Here is a 17344-nt window from a genome sequence, read left to right as displayed (position 1 = left end):
AGGGAACCCTCAGTCTCCTCAGACCCTCTTCTCAGGTTTCTCACCTACCGTGCGGACGCATGAGTCTCGCGCGCAACTTGAACCGGGCCCTCACCGTCACCACCGGCCTCCAGGTGCGGAGAGCGCCCCACGCCGTGAAGGAGAAGGAGAAGTCCGCCGCCCCGAAACCGGCGGCGGCGAGCCCCGCGGCCGCCTACCGATGTCCGTCCTCCGAGGAGCTGCCGACCGAGCGGCTGCTGCGGCAGCCCGTCTTCATCATCTCGTCCATCCGTTCCGGCTCCACCCTGCTGCGCATGATGATGGGCGCCCATCCGCGGCTGCACGCCCCGCACGAGCTGCACATAGGCAGGCTGGAGGTCGTCTGCACCAACTGGTTCTCCGAACGCGCGATGGGCGCCCTCGACCTGGAGCGCGGTGACCTGGAGCATCTGCTGTGGGACCGTGTCCTGCACCGCGAACTCACCAGGTCCGGCGCGGACTTCGTGGTCGAGAAGACACCGGCCAACGTCTACATGTACCGGCGCCTCAAGGACTGCTGGCCCGACGCGCGCTTCGTCTTCCTGCTGCGCCACCCCGTGTCGGTCGCCCGCTCCTGGCACGAGACCGACCCCGTCAAGCGGCCGTACGACACGGCCGTCACCGACGTGCTCAAGTACATGACGGCCGTCGAGGAGGCCCGCGCGGCGGACGCCGAGGGCTTCACCGTGCGCTACGAGGACATCACCGACGACCCGGAGCGCGAGATGCGCCGCCTGTGCGCGTTCCTCGGCGTCGACTACGCGCCGGCCATGCTGAACTACGGGAAGAAGAGCGGTGGCGAGCTGGTCAGGGGACTCGGCGACTGGCGCGACAACATCCGCACCGGCACCGTGCAGCCGGGCCGCACGCTGCCCGCCGCGGACGAGATCCCGGAGCCGCTGCGCCCGGTCTGCGAGGCCTGGCGCTACCCCTCCTGAGGCCCGCCGCGCAACGTGAGCCGGGGCCTCGGGGCATCGGTGCGTCCGGTGCGCGGCGGACGGCTGCCCGCCCGGTACGGCGCCGGCCAGACCGCACCCGGGCCTTCATAGCCCTGCTCGGCCGCGGCGTGCAGCGTCCAGTGCGGGTCGTAGAGGTGCGGGCGGGCGAGGGCGCACAGGTCGGTGCGCCCGGCCAGGATCAGCGAGTTGACGTCGTCCCAGGAGGAGATCGCGCCGACGGCGATCACCGGGACACCCGCCTCGTGGCGGATACGGTCCGCGTACGGCGTCTGGTACGACCGCCCGAACTCGGGCCGTTCGTCGGCCACGACCTGTCCCGTGGACACGTCGACGGCGTCCACGCCGTGCGCCGCGAAGGCGCGGGCGATCGTCACCGCCTCCTCGGCACCGGTGCCGCCCTCGGCCCAGTCGGTGGCGGAGACGCGCACGGTCATGGGCCGCTCCCCGGGCCACGCCTCGCGTACGGCGTCGAACACCTCCAGCGGGAAGCGGAGCCGCTTCTCCAGTGAGCCGCCGTAGGCGTCGGTGCGCCGGTTGGTGAGCGGGGAGAGGAAGCCGGAGAGCAGGTAGCCGTGGGCGCAGTGCAGTTCGAGCAGGTCGAAGCCGGCCCGGGCGGCGCGCGTCGCGGCGGACGTGAACTGCTCGCGTATGTCGGTCAGTTGTGCCCGGGAGAGCTCGCGGGGGGTCTGGCCGCCCGGCTTGTACCGCAGCGGGGAGGGCGCCACCAGGAGCCAGTTGCCGTCGGGCAGCGGTTCGTCCATGCCCTCCCACATCAGCCGGGTCGAGCCCTTGCGCCCGCTGTGCCCGAGCTGCACGCCGATCGCGGTGCCCGGCGCGCTCGCGTGCACGAAGTCGGTGATCCGCCGCCACGCCTCGCCCTGCCGGCCGGTGTAGAGGCCCGCGCAGCCGGGGGTGATGCGGCCCTCCGCGCTGACGCAGACCATCTCCGTCATCACCAGGCCGGCGCCGCCGAGGGCGCGGGCGCCCAGGTGGACCAGGTGGAAGTCGCCGGGGACGCCGTCGACGGCCGAGTACATGTCCATCGGGGACACCACGACACGATTGCGCAGGGTGAGGTCGCGCAGCCGGAACGGGGTGAACATCGGGGGCGTGCCGGGCGGGCAGCCGAACTCGCGCTCCACGGACCCGGTGAACCCCGCGTCGCGCAGCCGCAGGTTGTCGTGGGTGACCCGGCGGCTGCGGGTGAGCAGGTTGAAGGCGAACTGACGGGGCGGCTGGTCGACGTAGCGGGCCAGGTCCTCGAACCACTCCAGGCTGGCCTTGGCCGCGCGCTGGGTCGAGGCGACGACGGGGCGCCGCTCCTCCTCGTAGGCGGCCAGCGCCTCGGCGAGGGAGGGCTGCTCCTCCAGGCAGGCGGCGAGCGCGAGGGCGTCCTCCACGGCGAGCTTCGTGCCGGAACCGATCGAGAAGTGCGCGGTGTGGGCGGCGTCGCCGAGCAGGACGGTGTTGCCGTGCGACCAGCGTTCGCTGACGACGGTACGGAAGGTGGTCCACGCGGAGTTGTTGGAGCGCAGCGGGTTGCCCCCGAGGGCGTCGGCGAAGATCTTGGCGCAGCGGGCGGTGGACTCCGCCTCGTCGAGTTCGTCGAAGCCGGCCGCCCGCCAGACCTCCTCGCACATCTCCACGATGACGGTCGAGGCGTCGGCCGCGTAGGGGTAGCCGTGCAGTTGCATCACGCCGTGCTCGGTCTCGGCGATCTCGAAGCGGAAGGCGTCGAAGGCGAAGTCGGCGGCCAGCCAGATGTAACGGCAGCGGTGGCTGGTGATGCGGGGCCGGAAGACGTCGCGGAAGGCCTCGCGCGTGGCGCTGTGGACGCCGTCGGCGGCGACCACGAGGTCGTACGTCCGCGCCAGCGCGGCGGGGTCCGGGGCCTCGGCGTTGAAGCGCAGGTCGACACCGAGGGCGTGGCAGCGGTCGTGCAGGATCTCCAGGAGGCGGCGGCGGCCGAGGGCGGCGAACCGGTGTCCTCCGGAGGTGTGGTGGGTGGCTCGGTGGATGATGTCGATGTCGTCCCAGCGGACGAAGTGGTTCTTCAGGGCCGCGTAGACGTCCGCGTCGGCGTGTTCGATGCCGCCGAGGGTTTCGTCGGAGAGGACGACTCCGAAGCCGAAGGTGTCGTCGGGGGCGTTGCGTTCGTAGACGGTGACCTGGCGGTCGGGGGCGAGGCGTTTGAGGAGGGCGGCGGTGTAGAGGCCGCCGGGGCCTCCGCCGACGATCGCCACGTTCAGGGGGTGGCTTGTCTTCGCGGGCGGGTGCGGCGCCGTCGTGGCTGGTCGCGCCCCGCGGCGGAGCCGCAAATCGACACAGTCCCGCGCCCCTGGGGGAGCTGCAGTGGCCTTGGGAGAAAGCACGCGACTACCTCCCTCGCCACTTCGGGGGGCGTTTCTCTGTGAAGGCGGCGTGGAATTCCGCGTAGTCCTCGCCGGTCATCAGGAGGGCCTGGGTGGAGGCGTCCAGTTCGATCGCCGTGGCCAGGGGCATGTCCAGTTCGGCGGTGAGGAGGGCCTTGGTCTGGGCGTGGGCGAGGGCGGGGCCGTCGGCGAGGCGGTGGGCGAGGGCGTGGGCGGCCTCGTCGGCGCGGCCCTCGTCGGTCAGTTCGCTGATCAGGCCGATGCGCTCGGCCTCGGGCGCCCGCACCGTGTCGCCGAGCATCAGCAGCCGGGTGGCGTGGCCGAGGCCGACGACGCGGGGCAGCAGGTACGCGGCGCCCATGTCGCCGCCGGAGAGGCCGACGCGGGTGAAGAGGAAGGCGAAGCGGGCGGACGGGTCGGCGACGCGGAAGTCGGCGGCCAGCGCGAGGACCGCGCCGGCCCCGGCGGCGACGCCGTGCAGCGCGGCGATCACCGGGAACGGGCACTCCCGCACCGCGCGCACCACCTGGCCCGTCATCCGGTTGAAGTCCAGGAGCTGGGCGGTGTCCATGGACAGCGTCGCGCCGATGATCTCGTCGACGTCGCCGCCGGAGCAGAAGCCGCGGCCCTCGCCGGCCAGGACCAGGGCCCGTACGGACCGCTCCCGGGACAGTTCCGCGAGCAGGTCGCGCAGGTCGGCGTAGGCCTCGAAGGTGAGGGCGTTGAGCTTGTCGGGGCGGGCGAGGGTGACGGTGGCGACGCCGTCGGCGCGCTCGACGCGCAGGTGCCGCCAGTCGGGGGTGGGGGCGGCGGAGCCGGTGAAGGGACTCATGACGGGCGGGGCCTCCTAGGGCGGGCACGGCCTCACTGAGCGTGGTGTCTCGCGGCCCTTCGAAGTTATCACCGTTCCGTGACTGTCGTCACGAGGGCGCGATACTTCGGTCCCGTACCGGGGGGGTCGAAGGTCCCGAGGGGTGCCCGTCGAACGGCTCCGCCGGGTGGCGCCGTACCATTCATACGGTTGAAAGCAGGACAGGACGCCCTGCTCCACGAAACGGACCCGCCGTGCAAGATCACTCCAAAGCTCCCGCCTCCTGGCGCATCGCGCTGCCGCACTCCGCCGCGGCCGTGCCGGTGGCCCGTGCCCTGGTGCGCACGGCGCTGGCCGAGCTGGAGCACACGGCGGACGGCGACACCGCGGAGCTGCTGACGGCGGAGCTGGTCGCCAACGCCGTGGAGCACACCTCGGGCGGGACGCCGATCGAGCTGGTGGTGGAGCTGATGCCGACCGGCTGCCAGGTCGAGGTGCACGATCCGGACCCGGCGCCGCCCGCCGACCTCACCCGCCCCGGGACGGAGCCGCCCGACCCGTGGCAGGAACACGGGCGCGGTCTGCTGCTGATCCGCGCCCTCAGCTCGTCCTGCGGTCACCGGACCACCGGCTCGGGCAAGGCGGTCTGGTTCAGGCTTCCTGCGGTACCCGCTCCGCGTCGCTCCCCGGAGTGACCTCCGCCCGGGCGAGGCGGGAGTGCCGGCGCCCGTAGGCCGTGTACACGAGCAGCCCCACCGCCAGGAACACGGCGAACTGGAGCCAGGTGGCGCCGCCCGTCTCGTACATCAGGTAGAGGCAGAAGCCCACACCCAGCAGCGGGGTCACCGGGTACAGCGGCACCCGGAAGGTGCGGGCGAGGCCCGGTTCGCGGCGGCGCAGCGCGATGACGGCCACGTTCACGGCGGCCATGGTGGCGAGGGTGCCGATGGTGCACAGGTTGACCACCGCGTCCAGCGGCGCGAAGGCGGCGGGGAGGGCGAAGACCGCGCCGACGATCAGCGTGCCGGCGACCGGGGTGGCGGTGCGCGGCGAGACCTTCTCGAAGACCCGCGGGATCAGTCCGTCCCGGGACATGGACATGAGGATGCGGGTCTGGCCGTACATGACGGCGAGCACGACCGAGGCGATGGCGACGACCGCGCCGAAGGCGACCACCCCGCCGCCGACGGTGGAGCCGGTGACCTCGTTCACGACGTACGAGAGGGCGGCGGGCCGGTCGCCGACCGCGTCGCCGCCGACGGCGCCGATCGCGGCGACGGCGACCGCGCAGTAGAGCAGGGTGACCAGGCCGATGCAGACCAGGATCGCGACGGGGATGTCCCGGCGCGGGTTCTTGGCCTCCTCGCCGGCCGTGGTGATCGCGTCGAAGCCGATGTACGAGAAGAAGGCGGCCGTGGTGCCGGCGCCGATGCCGCCCAGGCCGGCCGGTGAGAACGGGGTGAGGTTGCCGTCCTTGAAGGCGACGAAGCCGATGGCGCAGAAGGCGACCAGGACGGCCAGCTTGAGAACGGCCATCGCGGCCGTGGCCCGGGCGCTTTCCCGCACGCCGCGCACCAGCAGGACGCAGGCCAGGGCGATGACGATCACCGCGGGCAGGTTGACCGCGCCGCCGTCGCCGGGGCCCGCGGACAGGGCGTGCGGCAGCTGGAGGCCGAGGACGCTGTCGAGGAGTTCGTTGACGTACTGGCTCCAGCCGACCGCGACCGCGGAGACCGAGACGCCGTACTCCAGGAGCAGGCACCAGCCGACCAGGAAGGCGGTGCGCTCGCCTAGCCCGGCGTAGGCGAAGGAGTACGAGGAGCCGGAGACCGGGATCGCGCCACCCAGCTCGGCGAAGGCGAACGCGGTGAAGACGCAGGTGATCGCGGCCAGCAGGAAGGAGACGACGACGGCCGGGCCGGCCTCGGCGACGGAGTCGGACAGGCCGACGAAGATGCCGGTGCCGACGATCGCGCCGACGCCGAAGCAGACGAGCTGGAAGAGGCCCATCGTGCGCTTCAGGCCGTGGCCTTCGCGGTCGGCGCCGGATTCGGCGATGAGGGCCTGGGGGGACTTGATACGGGAAGCGGGCATTGCGGGTGGTGCTCGTTTCTGGTGGTGCGGGGGCGCGACGGTGGTCGCGGCGACGGCTCCGGAAGGGGTGGCTCCGGGCCGCCGGACAGCATAGGGCCTGTTCAGGCGAGGGTGGCCACGAGTACGGCCTTGATCGTGTGCAGCCGGTTCTCCGCCTCGTCGAAGACGACGGAGTGCGCGGACTCGAAGACCTCGTCCGTGACCTCCAGGGACTCCAGGCCGTGGGCCTCGAAGATCTCCTGGCCGACCTTGGTGCCCAGGTCGTGGAAGGCGGGCAGGCAGTGGAGGAACTTGACGTCCGGGTTGCCGGTGGCGCGCAGGACGTCCATGGTCACCGCGTAGGGGGCGAGGGCCTTGATCCGCTCGGCCCAGACCTCCTTGGGCTCACCCATGGAGACCCAGACGTCGGTGACGACGAACCCGGCGCCGCGCACGCCGTCGTCCAAGTCCTCGGTGAGGGTGATGCGCGCACCGCTGGACTCCGCCAGCCTCCTCGCCCGGTCGACGACCTCCTGGGCGGGCCAGTAGGCCCGCGGAGCCACGATGCGGACGTCCATGCCCAGCAGCGCACCGGTGATCAGGTAGGAGTTGCCCATGTTGAAGCGGGCGTCACCGAGGTAGGCGAAGCTGATCTCACGCAGGGGCCGGTCGGTGTGCTCGGTCATGGTGAGCACGTCGGCGAGCATCTGGGTGGGGTGCCAGTCGTCGGTCAGGCCGTTGTAGACCGGGACGCCCGCGAAGGCCGCCAGCTCCTCGACCTTCGCCTGGCTGTCGCCCCGGTACTGGATCGCGTCGTACATGCGGCCCAGGACGCGGGCGGTGTCCTTCACGGACTCCTTGTGCCCGATCTGCGAGCCGGCCGGGTCGAGGCAGGTCGTCGAGGCGCCCTGGTCGGCGGCGGCGACCTCGAACGCGCAGCGGGTGCGCGTCGAGGTCTTCTCGAAGATCAGCGCGATGTTCCTGCCCTGGAGATACCGTGTCTCGGCCCCGGCCTTCTTCGCCGCCTTCAGTTCCGCGGCCAGTTCGACCAGGCCGCGGAACTCCTCCTCGGTGAAATCCAGCTCCTTGAGGAAGTGGCGGCCGGCGAGGGCGGTCGGGACTGTCGCCATGGGGCGCTCCAGAGATACAGGGTCGGGGACTGACTCCTGGAAGTCTATACGACCTAATGAATTTCTATACAGCCGCCCGCTCCACCGGGCAGCTCATGCAGCGCGGCCCGCCCCTGCCCCGGCCCAGCTCGCTGCCCGGGATCTCGATCACCTCGATGCCCTGCTTGCGCAGGTGGGTGTTGGTGGTGGCGTTGCGTTCATAGGCGACCACGACGCCCGGCTCGACGGCCAGGACGTTGCAGCCGTCGTCCCACTGCTCGCGCTCGGCGGCGTGGACGTCCTGGGTCGCGGTCAGGACCCGGATCTCGCCCAGCCCGAGCGCGGCGGCGATCGCGCGGTGCATGTGCTCCGGCGGATGGTCGGTGACCTTCAGCTCCTTCTCCGCGGTCCCCGGCTCGATGGTGTAGGAGCGGAGCATGCCGAGCCCGGCGTACTGGGTGAAGGTGTCACCGTCGACCATCGTCATCACCGTGTCGAGGTGCATGAAGGCACGCCGCTTGGGCATGTCGAGGGCCACGATGGTGCGGGCCGAGCCCGCGGCGAACAGCTTGTGGGCGAGCATCTCGACGGCCTGGGGCGTGGTCCGCTCGCTCATGCCGATGAGCACGGCACCGTCGCCGATCACGAGGACGTCGCCACCCTCGATGGTGGAGGGGTAGTCGGCCTGCCCCTCGGACCACAGGTGGAAGGTCTCGTCACGGAACAGCGGGTGGTGCCGGTAGATCGCCTCGAAGTGGACCGTCTCGCGCTGCCGGGCGGGCCACCGCATGGCGTTGATGGAGACGCCGTCGTAGATCCAGGCGGAGGTGTCCCGGGTGAAGAGGTGGTTGGGCAGCGGGCCGAGCAGGAAGTCGTCCAGCTCCATGGCGTGGAAGCGCACGGAGGTCGGCTCCGGGTGCGCCTCGAGGAACTCCCGTTTGGTCATGCCGCCGACCAGGACCTCGGCGAGTTCGTGGGCGGGCAGGTTCTCGAAGGCGGCCCGGAGATGATCCGTGGCCAGCACTCCGTACTCCTTCTCGTCGAAGACCCGGTCCAGGACGAGCCGGCGGGCCGCCGAGACGTCGAGGGTCTCCGTGAGCAGGTCGCCGAAGAGGTGGACGGCGACCCCGCGGTCGCGGAGCACGTCCGCGAACCCGTCGTGCTCGGCGCGCGCCCGGCGCACCCAGAGCACGTCGTCGAAGAGAAGGGCGTCCTTGTTGCTGGGGGTGAGCCTTTTGAGCTCGAGATCCGGCCGGTGCAGGATGACGCGGCTGAGCCGACCGGCTTCGGATGCGACGTGGAATCCCATGTCTCCATCCTGACCATTCGTGCGCGCGTTCACCCCCTGCTTTCACGTGCCCGTGACCACGAGTGCGCCCTCCCGGTGCACCCGTGCGACGTCGGTGTGCCCCGGGGTGCTCGCGTAGACCAGAGCGAGGGCCGGAGCGCCCGGCCACGTGGCAGGGGGAGTCCGGTTGAGTCCCGATACGATGATCGCTCATTTCGTGGGTGCCTCGGCGCTGATCCTGGTGGCCGCGCACGCCGGCGGCTGGCTGGCCCGGCGGCTGCGCCAGCCGTACATCGTGGGACAGCTGGCGGCGGGGATCGCTCTCGGCCCGTCCCTGCTCGGCGGTCTGGCCCCCGACGCGTACGCCGCTCTGTTCCCGGCGGCGATCGGCCCGGCGCTGACCGGGTTCGCGCAGTTCTCCCTGGTGGTGTTCCTGTTCGCGGTGGGGTACGAGCTGGACCTGAAGGTGCTCGGCGACCGGGCGCGCACGTCGGTGATCGTGGCCCTGGCCTCGTTCGCGGTGCCGATGGCCGTGGGGTGCGGCTGTGCGCTGCTCTTCCGGGACGCGCTGCACGACCTGGGCATGGCGCGGGACCCGTCCGTCGCCACGGTGCTCTTCGCGGGGATCGCCCTGTCGATAACGGCGGTGCCGGTGCTGACCGCGATCGTGCGGGAGAACGGGCTGTCGCGTTCGGTGCCGGGGGTGGTGGCGGTCTCGGCGGCCGGCGTGCTGGACGCGGTGTGCTGGACGGTGCTGGCGGCCGCGCTGCTGGACAGCGGTGCGGGGGACGCCGCCCTCGGCTGGCCCTGGCGGGCGGCGCTCGCCGTCGGCTTCGTCACCGTGATGGCTCTCGCCGCCCGGCCGGTACTGCGCCGGCTGCTGTGGCGCACCCGCCTGGAGCCGTCGCTGCGGCTGGCGCTGCTGATCGGGTTCGCGCTCGGGTCGGCCTGGGTGACGCACTCCCTGGGGCTGCACGTGATCTTCGGGGCGCTGCTCGCCGGGGTGGTGGTCCCGCGCGAGGAGGACGGCACCCTCGACCCCGATCTGCTGCGGCCGCTGCACGAGGTCGGCTCCCTGCTGCTGCCGTTCTTCTTCGTGCTCTCGGGGCAGTCCGTGGCCCTGAACAGCATGACCGGCACGGGCTGGGCGGCCCTGCTGGTGGTGACGGTGCTGGCGGTCGCGACGAAGATCGGCAGCGGGACGGTGGCGGCCCGGCTGGGCGGCCTTGACCGGCACGAGGCGCGCACGGTCGGGGTCCTGCTCAGCGCCCGGGGCCTGACCGAGCTGATCGCCCTCAACGCCGGCCTGGAGGCGGGGCTGCTGAGCGGCCCGCTGTACACGGTCCTGGTCTTCATGGCGCTGACCACCACGCTGCTGACCCAGCCGTTCCTGCTGCTGACCCGCCGCCTGGCCGCCCGCGACCGCCCCGCGGCCCCGGCCCCGGACACCGCCGTGAAGCCGTCCGCCGGGTGACGCGGCGGCGGTGCCGCGTCACCCGGTTCACAGCCGCGGGTCCACCGGCTCCGACTCCAGCGCCAGCACCCCGAACACCGCCTCGTGCACCCGCCACAGCGGCTCGCCGTCCGCGAGGCGGTCCAGGGCCTCCAGGCCGAGGGCGTACTCGCGGATCGCCAGGGACCGCTTGTGGTTGAGGAACCGCTGCCGCAGCCGGGCGAGGTGGTCAGGGCGAGTTGACAACTGCTTCTTGATTGACCGGTCATACATGGCCATTTCGGGATAAGTTGCCGAAATGGATCGAGAGATGGTTTCGGCGACGAGGGCTGCCCGGATATTGGGTGTGTCGACGCGGACACTGCGCAGGTATACGGCCTCCGGTGCGCTGGCTGACCTCCGGTCACCGGGCGGGAAACGCATCTTCTCCGCGGCGGAGCTGGAGGCCATGTGGGCCAAGGCCGGGAAGCTGCCGGACGTTGAGGGCGTGGTGCTGTACGGGGCGAGTTCTTCGATGTCACCTCCAGCCTGTCTGACCAGCGGCGGGCCTGGGGCGGGTGTTGGCGTCGTGCCAGCGGCCGGAGGTGTCGGTGCTGCTGGTCGAGCAGGAGGAACGCCTCGCCCGGTTCGGCACCGGGGTCATACGGGATGTGATGCTGCCGGCGTTCGAGGTGGAGCTGGAAGTCACCGGTACGGATGAAGACCTGGAAGCTTCGCGGGAGTCGGAGCTGGTGCGGGACATGCTGACGGTGGTCGCGGCGTTCTCCGGCAGGTTGTGCAGGCAGCGTTCGGTCAAGGCGCGGGCGTTGAGGAAGGCCGTCAAGTCCACTGTCTACCGTGTGGATTTGTAGGACATGTATGGACACGGCCGGTAGGGTGACCTTGTTGATGTGAGAGGAGGCTGGCCAGGTATCCCGGCACTTGATGCCAGGCTGCACCAGGCGGCCTCGTCGTCGCGCACCACCGCGCCGATCGGCTTGACGACACCGTCACCACGTTCCCCGCTCTACTCGCCCCGTGACCCCACTTCGACACGCCACTGGGGCCACCGCAAGACGCCCGATCTTCACACACCATCCGCAAAATGGAGTCAGTTGGAGCCGCCTCGGTTGGGGGCGAACAGCGCCGCCCTTACCAACCTGGACTTGCCCACACGTCATCAACGCAGGGTCAGAGCGCTCCTGGCCGCGTTGATGACGTTGTGGGCGTCGGACCCGTACACGGCCGACTCGCGCAGGGTGCGCCAGACCTTCGAGTACAAGGCGATGTTGTCGGCGTCGTCCAACCACATCTCGGCGTGCCAGTCTTCGGCCACCACCAGGCGGTCATCAAGGACCCAGAAGCCATTGGCGGTCACGATCTTGACGGAGGACGCAAATGAGATGACGCCCAGCTCGACCGTGTCCATCCCGATCATTCCGGTGAGACGGTCGAGCTGGGCGACCAGCACGGAGGGCGGGCAGATCAGCGACCGCAACGCGGCTTCCCACACCAGGACGTGCAGCTTGCGGCCAGGTCGGTACAGCCACTCTTGCCGCTGCGCCCGGGAGCGCACGGCGGCCTCAATGTCGTCGGCTCCGCCGAGCAGTTCGGAGTACCGCTGGATGACGTGGCGGGCGTACTCGGGGGTCTGCAACAGCCCGGGGACCACCGACTCTTCCCAGATCCATATTTCCGAGGTGCGGTCGATCTCGGCACTCAAGCCCTCGTGCAGCGGCTTGAAGCCGTTCGCCAGCGCCCTGCGCCATGATCTGATGTGGGACTCGAACCCGGCCAGCCGGGCGACCAGTTCGGCGTACACGCCCGGCTGCTCGGTCGCGTCGGCCCATGCTCGCAGGTCCTCGGGGGTGGCGGTCTGCTTGCCGTTCTCCAGCTTGCTGACCTTGGAGCCTTGCCAGCCGAGCCGACGGGCGAGCTGCTGACCGGTGAGCCGACCACTGGGGCACGTGAACCTGAGTTCGCGGAGCCGCGCCCCCAGGACTGCCCGTGCCTGCTGATAGTCAGTGCTCACCGGTCACGCGCGCTATTCTGTCGCGGCCACCTGCGCCGCGAACTCGTCCCACGGGACCGCGTGGTGCATGGCCGCATCGCGAACGATGGCGTACCGCACGACTTCGGCCGGTTCGGTGATCAGCTCGATGTCGAGCATGTTGTCCTGGTCGTCGAAGTGCAGCAGGGCGACGATCCGTGAGTCGAAGATCCAGAAGTCCTCAGCGGGCAGAGCCGCCCTGTCGGCGTCCTCTCGCCACAGGTACCGCATGTCCTCGCCGACCGCCGCGTTGTGCCGGGCGTAGTCGAGCAAGAACAGTTGCTCGGTGGTGGGCGGGTTGTCGGCGATGCGGACGCGCCCGACGCGCTTGCCTGCCTCGGTCTGAGCCTTGATGTTGACGAACCAGGGCTCGTTGGGGTCGCAGGGCGAGGAGCCGGTGGCCAAGAACTCCTGAAAGTCGGGGTCTTCTCGGTCGGACGCGTAAGCGCGCCGCGTCTCCAGTCGCCAAGCGGTGTGCTTGAAGGCCACGAAGAGACGCCGGAAGGTGTCCCGGTCGACCAGTTCCGGCACGCGCTCCATCTCCTTCGGTGCCCAGTTGACGAGCAGTTCGCGAGGCACGGCCACCACTGCATCGCCCGGTCCGAAGTGCTGGAGCTGCGCGAGGTTTCCGGAGTCGGTGACGGGCCTGCCTTGAACGATGATCTCGCCGGTGCCCTCGTCCGTGTGCAGGGCGGGGCAACCGTCGACCTTGCTGTCTGTGCCGGTGAAGCGCAACCGACGAGCCATGACGCTCTCCTTTCCAAAGGTTTCGATCAACAGCATGGCCGCAGCCTCAGTCCGGTTCTACAGGGTCAGGCAGGGCCCAGGAGAAAACATCAGCAAGCTTCGCGACCAGACGAGAAAATTGGAGAAAACAGCATATCGCGGGCCAACTGCCCACTTCTAGCGTCTGGTTCATGGCAACCAAAGAGCAGCAGGACATCGACCTCTTCGTGTCGATGGAGTCCCTGAGAGCGGCGCTGGCCGAAGTCGGCATCGTCATTCCCTCGCTGGGCATCGACAGCGCGTCGCCTGCGCTGCGGCTTGTTGAGTTGGGGCGCGTGCGCTCCGACGTCGCCGCGCGCCTGGCCCAAGCAATCCAGCGAGGAGGCCGCGAGTGATCGCGGAGGGCGCGCTGGCCGTCGACACCCAGCGCGACAGGTTGGGGTACGTCATGGGGTACGAGGGCCCGTACGTTCAGCTCCGGCCTGTGGCTGGTGGGCGCGAGTGGGACGCCGACCCTGCTCGCGTCCGACCTGCCACGGATGAGGAGCGGCTCTGGTCCGTGCGGGAGCGAACACGTGCTCTCAACTCGGCCAGCAGCGGCGGCATCCTCTGATGGAGCCGGACACCTCGGGCATGTCCCCGGAATGCACCCTCGCCCAGCGGCCGGAGTGTCGCCCGCCCCGGACATAGAGACGCCCCGCCGGTACTCATGCCCGGCGGGCGTCTCTGTGCGCCCCGTGGCCGTCCGTGGCCCTCTACGCGGGAACGACGATCCGAAACGGAATGATGCCCCGGCAAACGGCTGTGACCATGAACATCACGTGGCGTAGTACGCCGGGGCTGTCCGGGCCGCGGTCGACAAGGACGCCACCGAAGACGGCGGGGCGGCCCTCGGGGTGGACGCCGTCCGTGTCGTAGCCGAGCTTGCCGAGCGGGGCCTCCAGCTCGGCAGGACGGCGGTCACACCATCGCGCAGAGCGGGTGACCGGCGCCTTGAGTTATCGGGCGGCAGACACACGGCGTCAGGACAGCTGCGCCTGGACCTGGGAGGAGATCAGCTCCAGGTGGTCCAGGTCGTCGAGGTCGAGGATCTGGAAATAGATCCGCTGGGCGCCGACGGCGGCGTAGCGGCCGATCTTGTCGACGACCTCGGCCGGGGAGCCCGCGAGGCCGTTGGCCTTCAGCTCGTCGACCTCGCGGCCGATCACGGCGGCGCGACGGGCGACCTCGGCGTCGTCCTTGCCGACGCAGGCGACGAGGGCGTTGGAGCAGGTGAGGGCGTCGGCCCCGCGGCCGGCCTCCTCGGCGGCGGCCCGCACCCGGCCGAACTGGCGCTCGGTGTCCTCGACCGAGGCGAACGGCATGTTGAACTCGTCGGCGTACTGGCCGGCCAGGCGCGGGGTGCGGGTGGCCCCGTGTCCGCCGATGAGCACGGGCACCTTCGGCTGCGCGGGCTTGGGCAGCGCGGGCGAGTCGGTGAGGTCGTAGAACTTGCCGTGGAAGTCGAAGGTCTTGCCGGTCTCGGTGGCCCACAGACCGGTGACGATCGCCAGTTGCTCCTCCAGGCGGCCGAGCTTCTCCTTCGGGAAGGGGATGCCGTACGCCTTGTGCTCCTCCTCGAACCAGCCGGCGCCCAGGCCCAGCTCGACCCGGCCGCCCGACATCTGGTCGACCTGCGCGACCTGGATGGCGAGGACGCCGGGCAGCCGGAAGGTGCCGGCGGTCATGAGGGTGCCGAGGCGGATGCGCTTCGTCTCCCGGGCGAGGCCCGCGAGGGTGATCCAGGCGTCGGTGGGGCCGGGCAGGCCGTCCGAGGAACCCATGCGGAGATAGTGGTCCGAGCGGAAGAAGGCGTCGAAGCCGAGGTCCTCGGTGGCCTTGGCCACGGCGAGCAAGGTGTCGTAGGTGGCCCCCTGCTGGGGCTCGGTGAAGATTCGGAGATCCATGTGTCCCATCCTGCCTGTTCGGCACGGACGCACCGGACAGGCTCTCCCGTGCTAGCCGGCCTCCCGCGCCGGTAACCCGGCGTCGCGGTCGGTGAGTTTGCGCAGCATCTCCAGGACCCGGTCGCGTGATTCGTCCGCCGCGTCGATCGCCTCCACGCAACTCCAGTAGGTGGCCTCGTCGTCGGCCGCGCAGGCGATGCCCACCAGGGCAATGCCGGTCTCGCCGAGCAGGGTGCCCAGGCGCATCAGGGCCTGGCGGGCGTCGCCCAGTTCGGTGAGCTGGGCGGCGCGCAGTTCACCCGGGGCCAGGTCCGGGGTGCGCAGTACTCCGCAGCCGCGGCCCGCCAGTTCGGTCAGACCGATGGCCTCGCCGCGCAGTTCCGGTGGGCCGTGGACGGCCAGCCGGCTGCCGATCGCCTGGGCGAGGGCCTGCACCTGCCACACCTCGGTCAGGACGTCCGGCACCTCTCCGCCGGCGGCCAGGGCACGCCCACTGGTCACGATGAGCCGCACAGCGTCCATGCGCTGCCCCCGTCTGTTTCCGACGCGCTCGCGGCGCGTCCGCCCGAACTCCGTTGTTCACTACCCAGAGTGAAGGCGTGTGGGACGAAAAGCCAGAGGAAGGCGGAAATCTTCGGACACCATCTGCATAACTGGCCGGATTTTGACTGCGGAGAGTGATAGTGGAGTTCTCGGCTCCTCCTACTCGGCCTTCCGGAGTCAGCCTTCCGGTTCGCCGGGCACGGGGAACCGCGACTCGTTCCGCTCGATCTTCGCCTCCAGCGCGGCCAGCGGATCGACGCCCAGCACCTCGCAGAACTGGAGCAGATACGCCAGGACGTCCGCGACCTCGTCCCGGACGCGGTGCGCGGTGCCCGGGTCCGCCATGACGCCGGCCGACTGCTCGGGCGTCAACCACTGGAAGATCTCGACGAGTTCACCGGCCTCCACACTGAGCGCCGCGACGAGGTTCTTGGGCGTGTGGTACGGCTGCCAGTGCCGGGCGGCGGCGAACTCGGCGAGCCTGCGCTGGAGTACGGCGAGGTCCTGGGGGTGATCGGTCACGGTTCCAGGTGTACCACCGTGACGCCGTCCGCCCCCGCCGCCCACGAGGCGTCGGCGACCGCTCCGACGAAGCGGATGTGGCCGCGGTCGCACATCCGCGCCGCCAGCCGCAGGAGTTCGGCGCGCTGGCGCACGTCCAGGCCTCGGTCGAAGCCGTCGGCGAGGACGGTGAGCGTCTGCAGCGCGGCGGGGACCTCGCCGGCCGGGTCGACCGCCAGCACCCCGGGTCCGGTGAACAGCACCAGCGCGAGGGCGAGGTAGCGCAGTTCGCCGTAGCCGAGCCGGGCCAGGCCGGTGCGGACGCCGTCGCCGCGGTCCAGCAGGGCGCGGACCACGCCGCCGACGGCGGGTTCGGCCAGCACGTCCGCGACGGGGCCCGCGCAGCCGGCGCGTACCGCCGCGACGAACTGCGCGTGTCGCCGCCCGCATTCGGTACGGGTGCGCCACAGCACGTCGGCGAGGTTGTCGCAGCCGCCGAGCAGGCGCCCGGAGCCGGTCGGCACGGGCTCCCGCATCCGGCCGGGCCGGGGATCGCAGGCGAAGACGGAGCGCAGGGCGACCACCATCTGCTCGGCGGCGGCCAGCACCCTGCGCTGTCCGTCCGTCTTGCCTGCCACCCGCAGCGGCAGCAGCGGGGTGCCGAGCCGGTCGTCCGGCAGCGGGGCGCGGGTCACCGGCGCCGACCCGGCCGTGTGCCAGGCGGCCTGCACGGCACGCCGGCCGGGGTCGCGCAGGGCCGTCTCCAACAGCACGACGCCGTCCGCCGACAGCCGCTCCCCCACGACGCGCAGTTCGGGCTCCGCCTGCACGGCGACGTCCAGGTGCACCGGGCCCTCGGCTCCGTCGGCCGTGCAGCCGATGCGGAAGCCCCGGCGGTGCTGGGCGTCGGGCCGGGCCCGTTCGGGCACGCAGGCGAGGGGGTCGGGGAACACGGCGCCGAGTTCCGCGCCGCCGCCGAGCCGGGCCAGGGCGTCGTAGGCCCTGAGCGCGCTGGTCTTGCCGCAGCCGCTGGGCCCGGCGAGCAGGGTGAGCGGCCCGAGCCGCAGCACCGCGCGCCGGTGCCCCGCGAAGGCGGACAGCCGCAGCTCCGTGACGCGGGGCCGGCCGGGGAGCGGTGCGACGGACGCCGTCGGCACGGATGACGCTGCCATATTCGGCACGGATGACGCTGCCATTGGTAGTCAGGGGCGCGGTGCCCTTTCGAGCCCGTTTCCCCATTCCCCTTTCAATCCGTGCGTGCGGTTTTCCCGCACACGGCTTACCGATGATCTTCTTGACATGGTTACGCGGTCTTCGGATAGCGGATTGTGCCACGTAGAGTGTGCAGACCGTGCCCCTTGAACCATTCTTCCGTCCACGCCCGTGCCTGACCCGCTCGCAGATTACGACCCCGCTTCTTGACCATCAATCGGCGGAGCCGCCACACCACATGCCTGTCAAGCTGGCGGAACTTCTCGGCGGCGTTCCCGGTTCGGAAGTAGTTGCCCCAGCCGCG

General features: G+C 70.9%; 18 protein-coding genes and 2 pseudogenes. 7 read left to right on the top strand and 13 right to left on the bottom strand.

Features of this window, described 5'->3' with window-relative positions; all coding sequences use genetic code 11:
- Positions 1–59 precede the first annotated feature (59 nt).
- Positions 60–956, top strand: a complete 897-nt coding sequence (locus ACFWR9_RS32570; RefSeq protein ID WP_383848401.1) for a sulfotransferase family protein — start codon at positions 60–62, stop codon at positions 954–956.
- On the opposite strand, the gene ACFWR9_RS32565 is transcribed toward ACFWR9_RS32570, so the two are convergent.
- Together ACFWR9_RS32565 and ACFWR9_RS32560 are read right to left on the bottom strand one after the other, a co-directional pair.
- On the bottom strand, positions 944–3295 hold the full coding sequence (locus tag ACFWR9_RS32565) for a bifunctional salicylyl-CoA 5-hydroxylase/oxidoreductase (protein WP_383848399.1): 2352 nt from the start codon (positions 3293–3295) through the stop codon (positions 944–946). The genes ACFWR9_RS32570 and ACFWR9_RS32565 overlap by 13 nt on opposite strands.
- Positions 3296–3353: 58 nt before the next feature.
- On the bottom strand, positions 3354–4181 hold the full coding sequence (locus ACFWR9_RS32560) for an enoyl-CoA hydratase family protein (RefSeq protein WP_383848398.1): 828 nt from the start codon (positions 4179–4181) through the stop codon (positions 3354–3356).
- 233 nt (positions 4182–4414) lie between these two features.
- On the opposite strand from ACFWR9_RS32560, the gene ACFWR9_RS32555 reads away from it, so the two are divergent.
- Entirely contained in the window at positions 4415–4855 is a 441-nt protein-coding gene (locus ACFWR9_RS32555) for an ATP-binding protein (RefSeq protein ID WP_383848396.1), read from the top strand.
- Here the strand turns inward: ACFWR9_RS32555 and ACFWR9_RS32550 are convergent.
- The 3 genes from ACFWR9_RS32550 to ACFWR9_RS32540 all read right to left on the bottom strand — a co-directional run bounded on the left by ACFWR9_RS32550 (position 4812) and on the right by ACFWR9_RS32540 (position 8651).
- Positions 4812–6254, bottom strand: coding sequence for an amino acid permease (locus ACFWR9_RS32550; protein WP_383848394.1), 1443 nt, complete (start codon positions 6252–6254; stop codon positions 4812–4814). The two genes, ACFWR9_RS32555 and ACFWR9_RS32550, sit on opposite strands and share 44 nt — an antisense overlap.
- 101 nt (positions 6255–6355) lie before the next feature.
- Positions 6356–7363, bottom strand: coding sequence for an ornithine carbamoyltransferase (argF, locus tag ACFWR9_RS32545; protein ID WP_383848392.1), 1008 nt, complete (start codon positions 7361–7363; stop codon positions 6356–6358).
- A gap of 64 nt (positions 7364–7427) precedes the next feature.
- Positions 7428–8651 carry an arginine deiminase gene (locus tag ACFWR9_RS32540; protein ID WP_383848389.1) on the bottom strand — a complete coding sequence of 408 codons (1224 nt, stop codon included), beginning with the start codon at positions 8649–8651 and terminating at the stop codon, positions 7428–7430.
- A gap of 166 nt (positions 8652–8817) precedes the next feature.
- Between ACFWR9_RS32540 and ACFWR9_RS32535 the strand changes: the two genes are divergently transcribed.
- Positions 8818–10104: a cation:proton antiporter gene (locus tag ACFWR9_RS32535; protein WP_383848386.1), complete on the top strand. Its 1287-nt coding sequence runs from the start codon at positions 8818–8820 to the stop codon at positions 10102–10104.
- Between the two features lie 27 nt (positions 10105–10131).
- Here the strand turns inward: ACFWR9_RS32535 and ACFWR9_RS32530 are convergent.
- Positions 10132–10323: pseudogene (locus ACFWR9_RS32530) on the bottom strand (hypothetical protein); the annotation flags it as partial.
- 58 nt (positions 10324–10381) lie between these two features.
- Between ACFWR9_RS32530 and ACFWR9_RS32525 the strand changes: the two are divergent.
- Both ACFWR9_RS32525 and ACFWR9_RS32520 read left to right on the top strand, forming a co-directional pair.
- Positions 10382–10531, top strand: a pseudogene (locus tag ACFWR9_RS32525) (MerR family DNA-binding transcriptional regulator); the annotation flags it as partial.
- 109 nt (positions 10532–10640) lie between these two features.
- On the top strand, positions 10641–10934 hold the full coding sequence (locus tag ACFWR9_RS32520; protein WP_383848383.1) for a hypothetical protein: 294 nt from the start codon (positions 10641–10643) through the stop codon (positions 10932–10934).
- Positions 10935–11242: 308 nt separating this feature from the next.
- On the opposite strand, the gene ACFWR9_RS32515 is transcribed toward ACFWR9_RS32520, so the two are convergent.
- Both ACFWR9_RS32515 and ACFWR9_RS32510 read right to left on the bottom strand, forming a co-directional pair.
- Positions 11243–12094: a helix-turn-helix domain-containing protein gene (locus ACFWR9_RS32515; protein ID WP_383848381.1), complete on the bottom strand. Its 852-nt coding sequence runs from the start codon at positions 12092–12094 to the stop codon at positions 11243–11245.
- A 12-nt stretch (positions 12095–12106) separates the two neighbouring features.
- Complete coding sequence (locus ACFWR9_RS32510) at positions 12107–12859, bottom strand: DUF6879 family protein (RefSeq protein ID WP_383848379.1); 753 nt, start codon at positions 12857–12859, stop codon at positions 12107–12109.
- Between the two features lie 170 nt (positions 12860–13029).
- On the opposite strand from ACFWR9_RS32510, the gene ACFWR9_RS32505 reads away from it, so the two are divergent.
- Together ACFWR9_RS32505 and ACFWR9_RS32500 are read left to right on the top strand one after the other, a co-directional pair.
- The gene (locus ACFWR9_RS32505) at positions 13030–13233 is read left to right on the top strand and encodes a hypothetical protein (protein WP_383848377.1); all 204 of its coding nucleotides are present in this window, start codon (positions 13030–13032) and stop codon (positions 13231–13233) included.
- Positions 13230–13451: a hypothetical protein gene (locus tag ACFWR9_RS32500; protein WP_383848472.1), complete on the top strand. Its 222-nt coding sequence runs from the start codon at positions 13230–13232 to the stop codon at positions 13449–13451. Before ACFWR9_RS32505 ends, ACFWR9_RS32500 begins: the two co-directional genes overlap by 4 nt.
- A 409-nt stretch (positions 13452–13860) precedes the next feature.
- Here ACFWR9_RS32500 and ACFWR9_RS32495 read toward each other — a convergent pair whose 3' ends face one another.
- The 5 genes from ACFWR9_RS32495 to ACFWR9_RS32475 all read right to left on the bottom strand — a co-directional run.
- On the bottom strand, positions 13861–14784 hold the full coding sequence (locus ACFWR9_RS32495; RefSeq protein ID WP_383848375.1) for an LLM class F420-dependent oxidoreductase: 924 nt from the start codon (positions 14782–14784) through the stop codon (positions 13861–13863).
- 51 nt (positions 14785–14835) lie between these two features.
- Positions 14836–15306 carry a DUF6099 family protein gene (locus ACFWR9_RS32490; protein ID WP_383848373.1) on the bottom strand — a complete coding sequence of 157 codons (471 nt, stop codon included), beginning with the start codon at positions 15304–15306 and terminating at the stop codon, positions 14836–14838.
- A 198-nt stretch (positions 15307–15504) separates the two neighbouring features.
- Positions 15505–15849, bottom strand: a complete 345-nt coding sequence (locus ACFWR9_RS32485; protein WP_383848370.1) for a nucleotide pyrophosphohydrolase — start codon at positions 15847–15849, stop codon at positions 15505–15507.
- A complete protein-coding gene (locus tag ACFWR9_RS32480) occupies positions 15846–17024 on the bottom strand; it encodes an ATP-binding protein (RefSeq protein WP_383848367.1) in 1179 nt (392 codons plus the stop codon). The genes ACFWR9_RS32485 and ACFWR9_RS32480 overlap by 4 nt, the downstream gene beginning before the upstream one ends.
- Before the next feature lie 107 nt (positions 17025–17131).
- On the bottom strand, positions 17132–17344 hold a 213-nt coding region (locus ACFWR9_RS32475; RefSeq protein ID WP_383848365.1), incomplete at its 5' end, for a group II intron maturase-specific domain-containing protein.

This window comes from Streptomyces sp. NPDC058534, from assembly GCF_042717365.1.
In the GTDB taxonomy this organism is placed as follows: domain Bacteria; phylum Actinomycetota; class Actinomycetes; order Streptomycetales; family Streptomycetaceae; genus Streptomyces.
This window is presented reverse-complemented; position numbering and strand designations above follow the sequence as displayed.

Coding starts and splice junctions, on each gene's coding strand:
- ACFWR9_RS32570 (WP_383848401.1), top strand. CDS start 60: ATGAGTCTCGCGCGCAACTTGAACCGGGCCCTCACCGTCACCACCGGC.
- ACFWR9_RS32560 (WP_383848398.1), bottom strand. CDS start 4,181: ATGAGTCCCTTCACCGGCTCCGCCGCCCCCACCCCCGACTGGCGGCAC.
- ACFWR9_RS32550 (WP_383848394.1), bottom strand. CDS start 6,254: ATGCCCGCTTCCCGTATCAAGTCCCCCCAGGCCCTCATCGCCGAATCC.
- argF (WP_383848392.1), bottom strand. CDS start 7,363: ATGGCGACAGTCCCGACCGCCCTCGCCGGCCGCCACTTCCTCAAGGAG.
- ACFWR9_RS32540 (WP_383848389.1), bottom strand. CDS start 8,651: ATGGGATTCCACGTCGCATCCGAAGCCGGTCGGCTCAGCCGCGTCATC.
- ACFWR9_RS32510 (WP_383848379.1), bottom strand. CDS start 12,859: ATGGCTCGTCGGTTGCGCTTCACCGGCACAGACAGCAAGGTCGACGGT.
- ACFWR9_RS32505 (WP_383848377.1), top strand. CDS start 13,030: ATGGCAACCAAAGAGCAGCAGGACATCGACCTCTTCGTGTCGATGGAG.
- ACFWR9_RS32495 (WP_383848375.1), bottom strand. CDS start 14,784: ATGGATCTCCGAATCTTCACCGAGCCCCAGCAGGGGGCCACCTACGAC.
- ACFWR9_RS32490 (WP_383848373.1), bottom strand. CDS start 15,306: ATGGACGCTGTGCGGCTCATCGTGACCAGTGGGCGTGCCCTGGCCGCC.
- ACFWR9_RS32480 (WP_383848367.1), bottom strand. CDS start 17,024: ATGGCAGCGTCATCCGTGCCGAATATGGCAGCGTCATCCGTGCCGACG.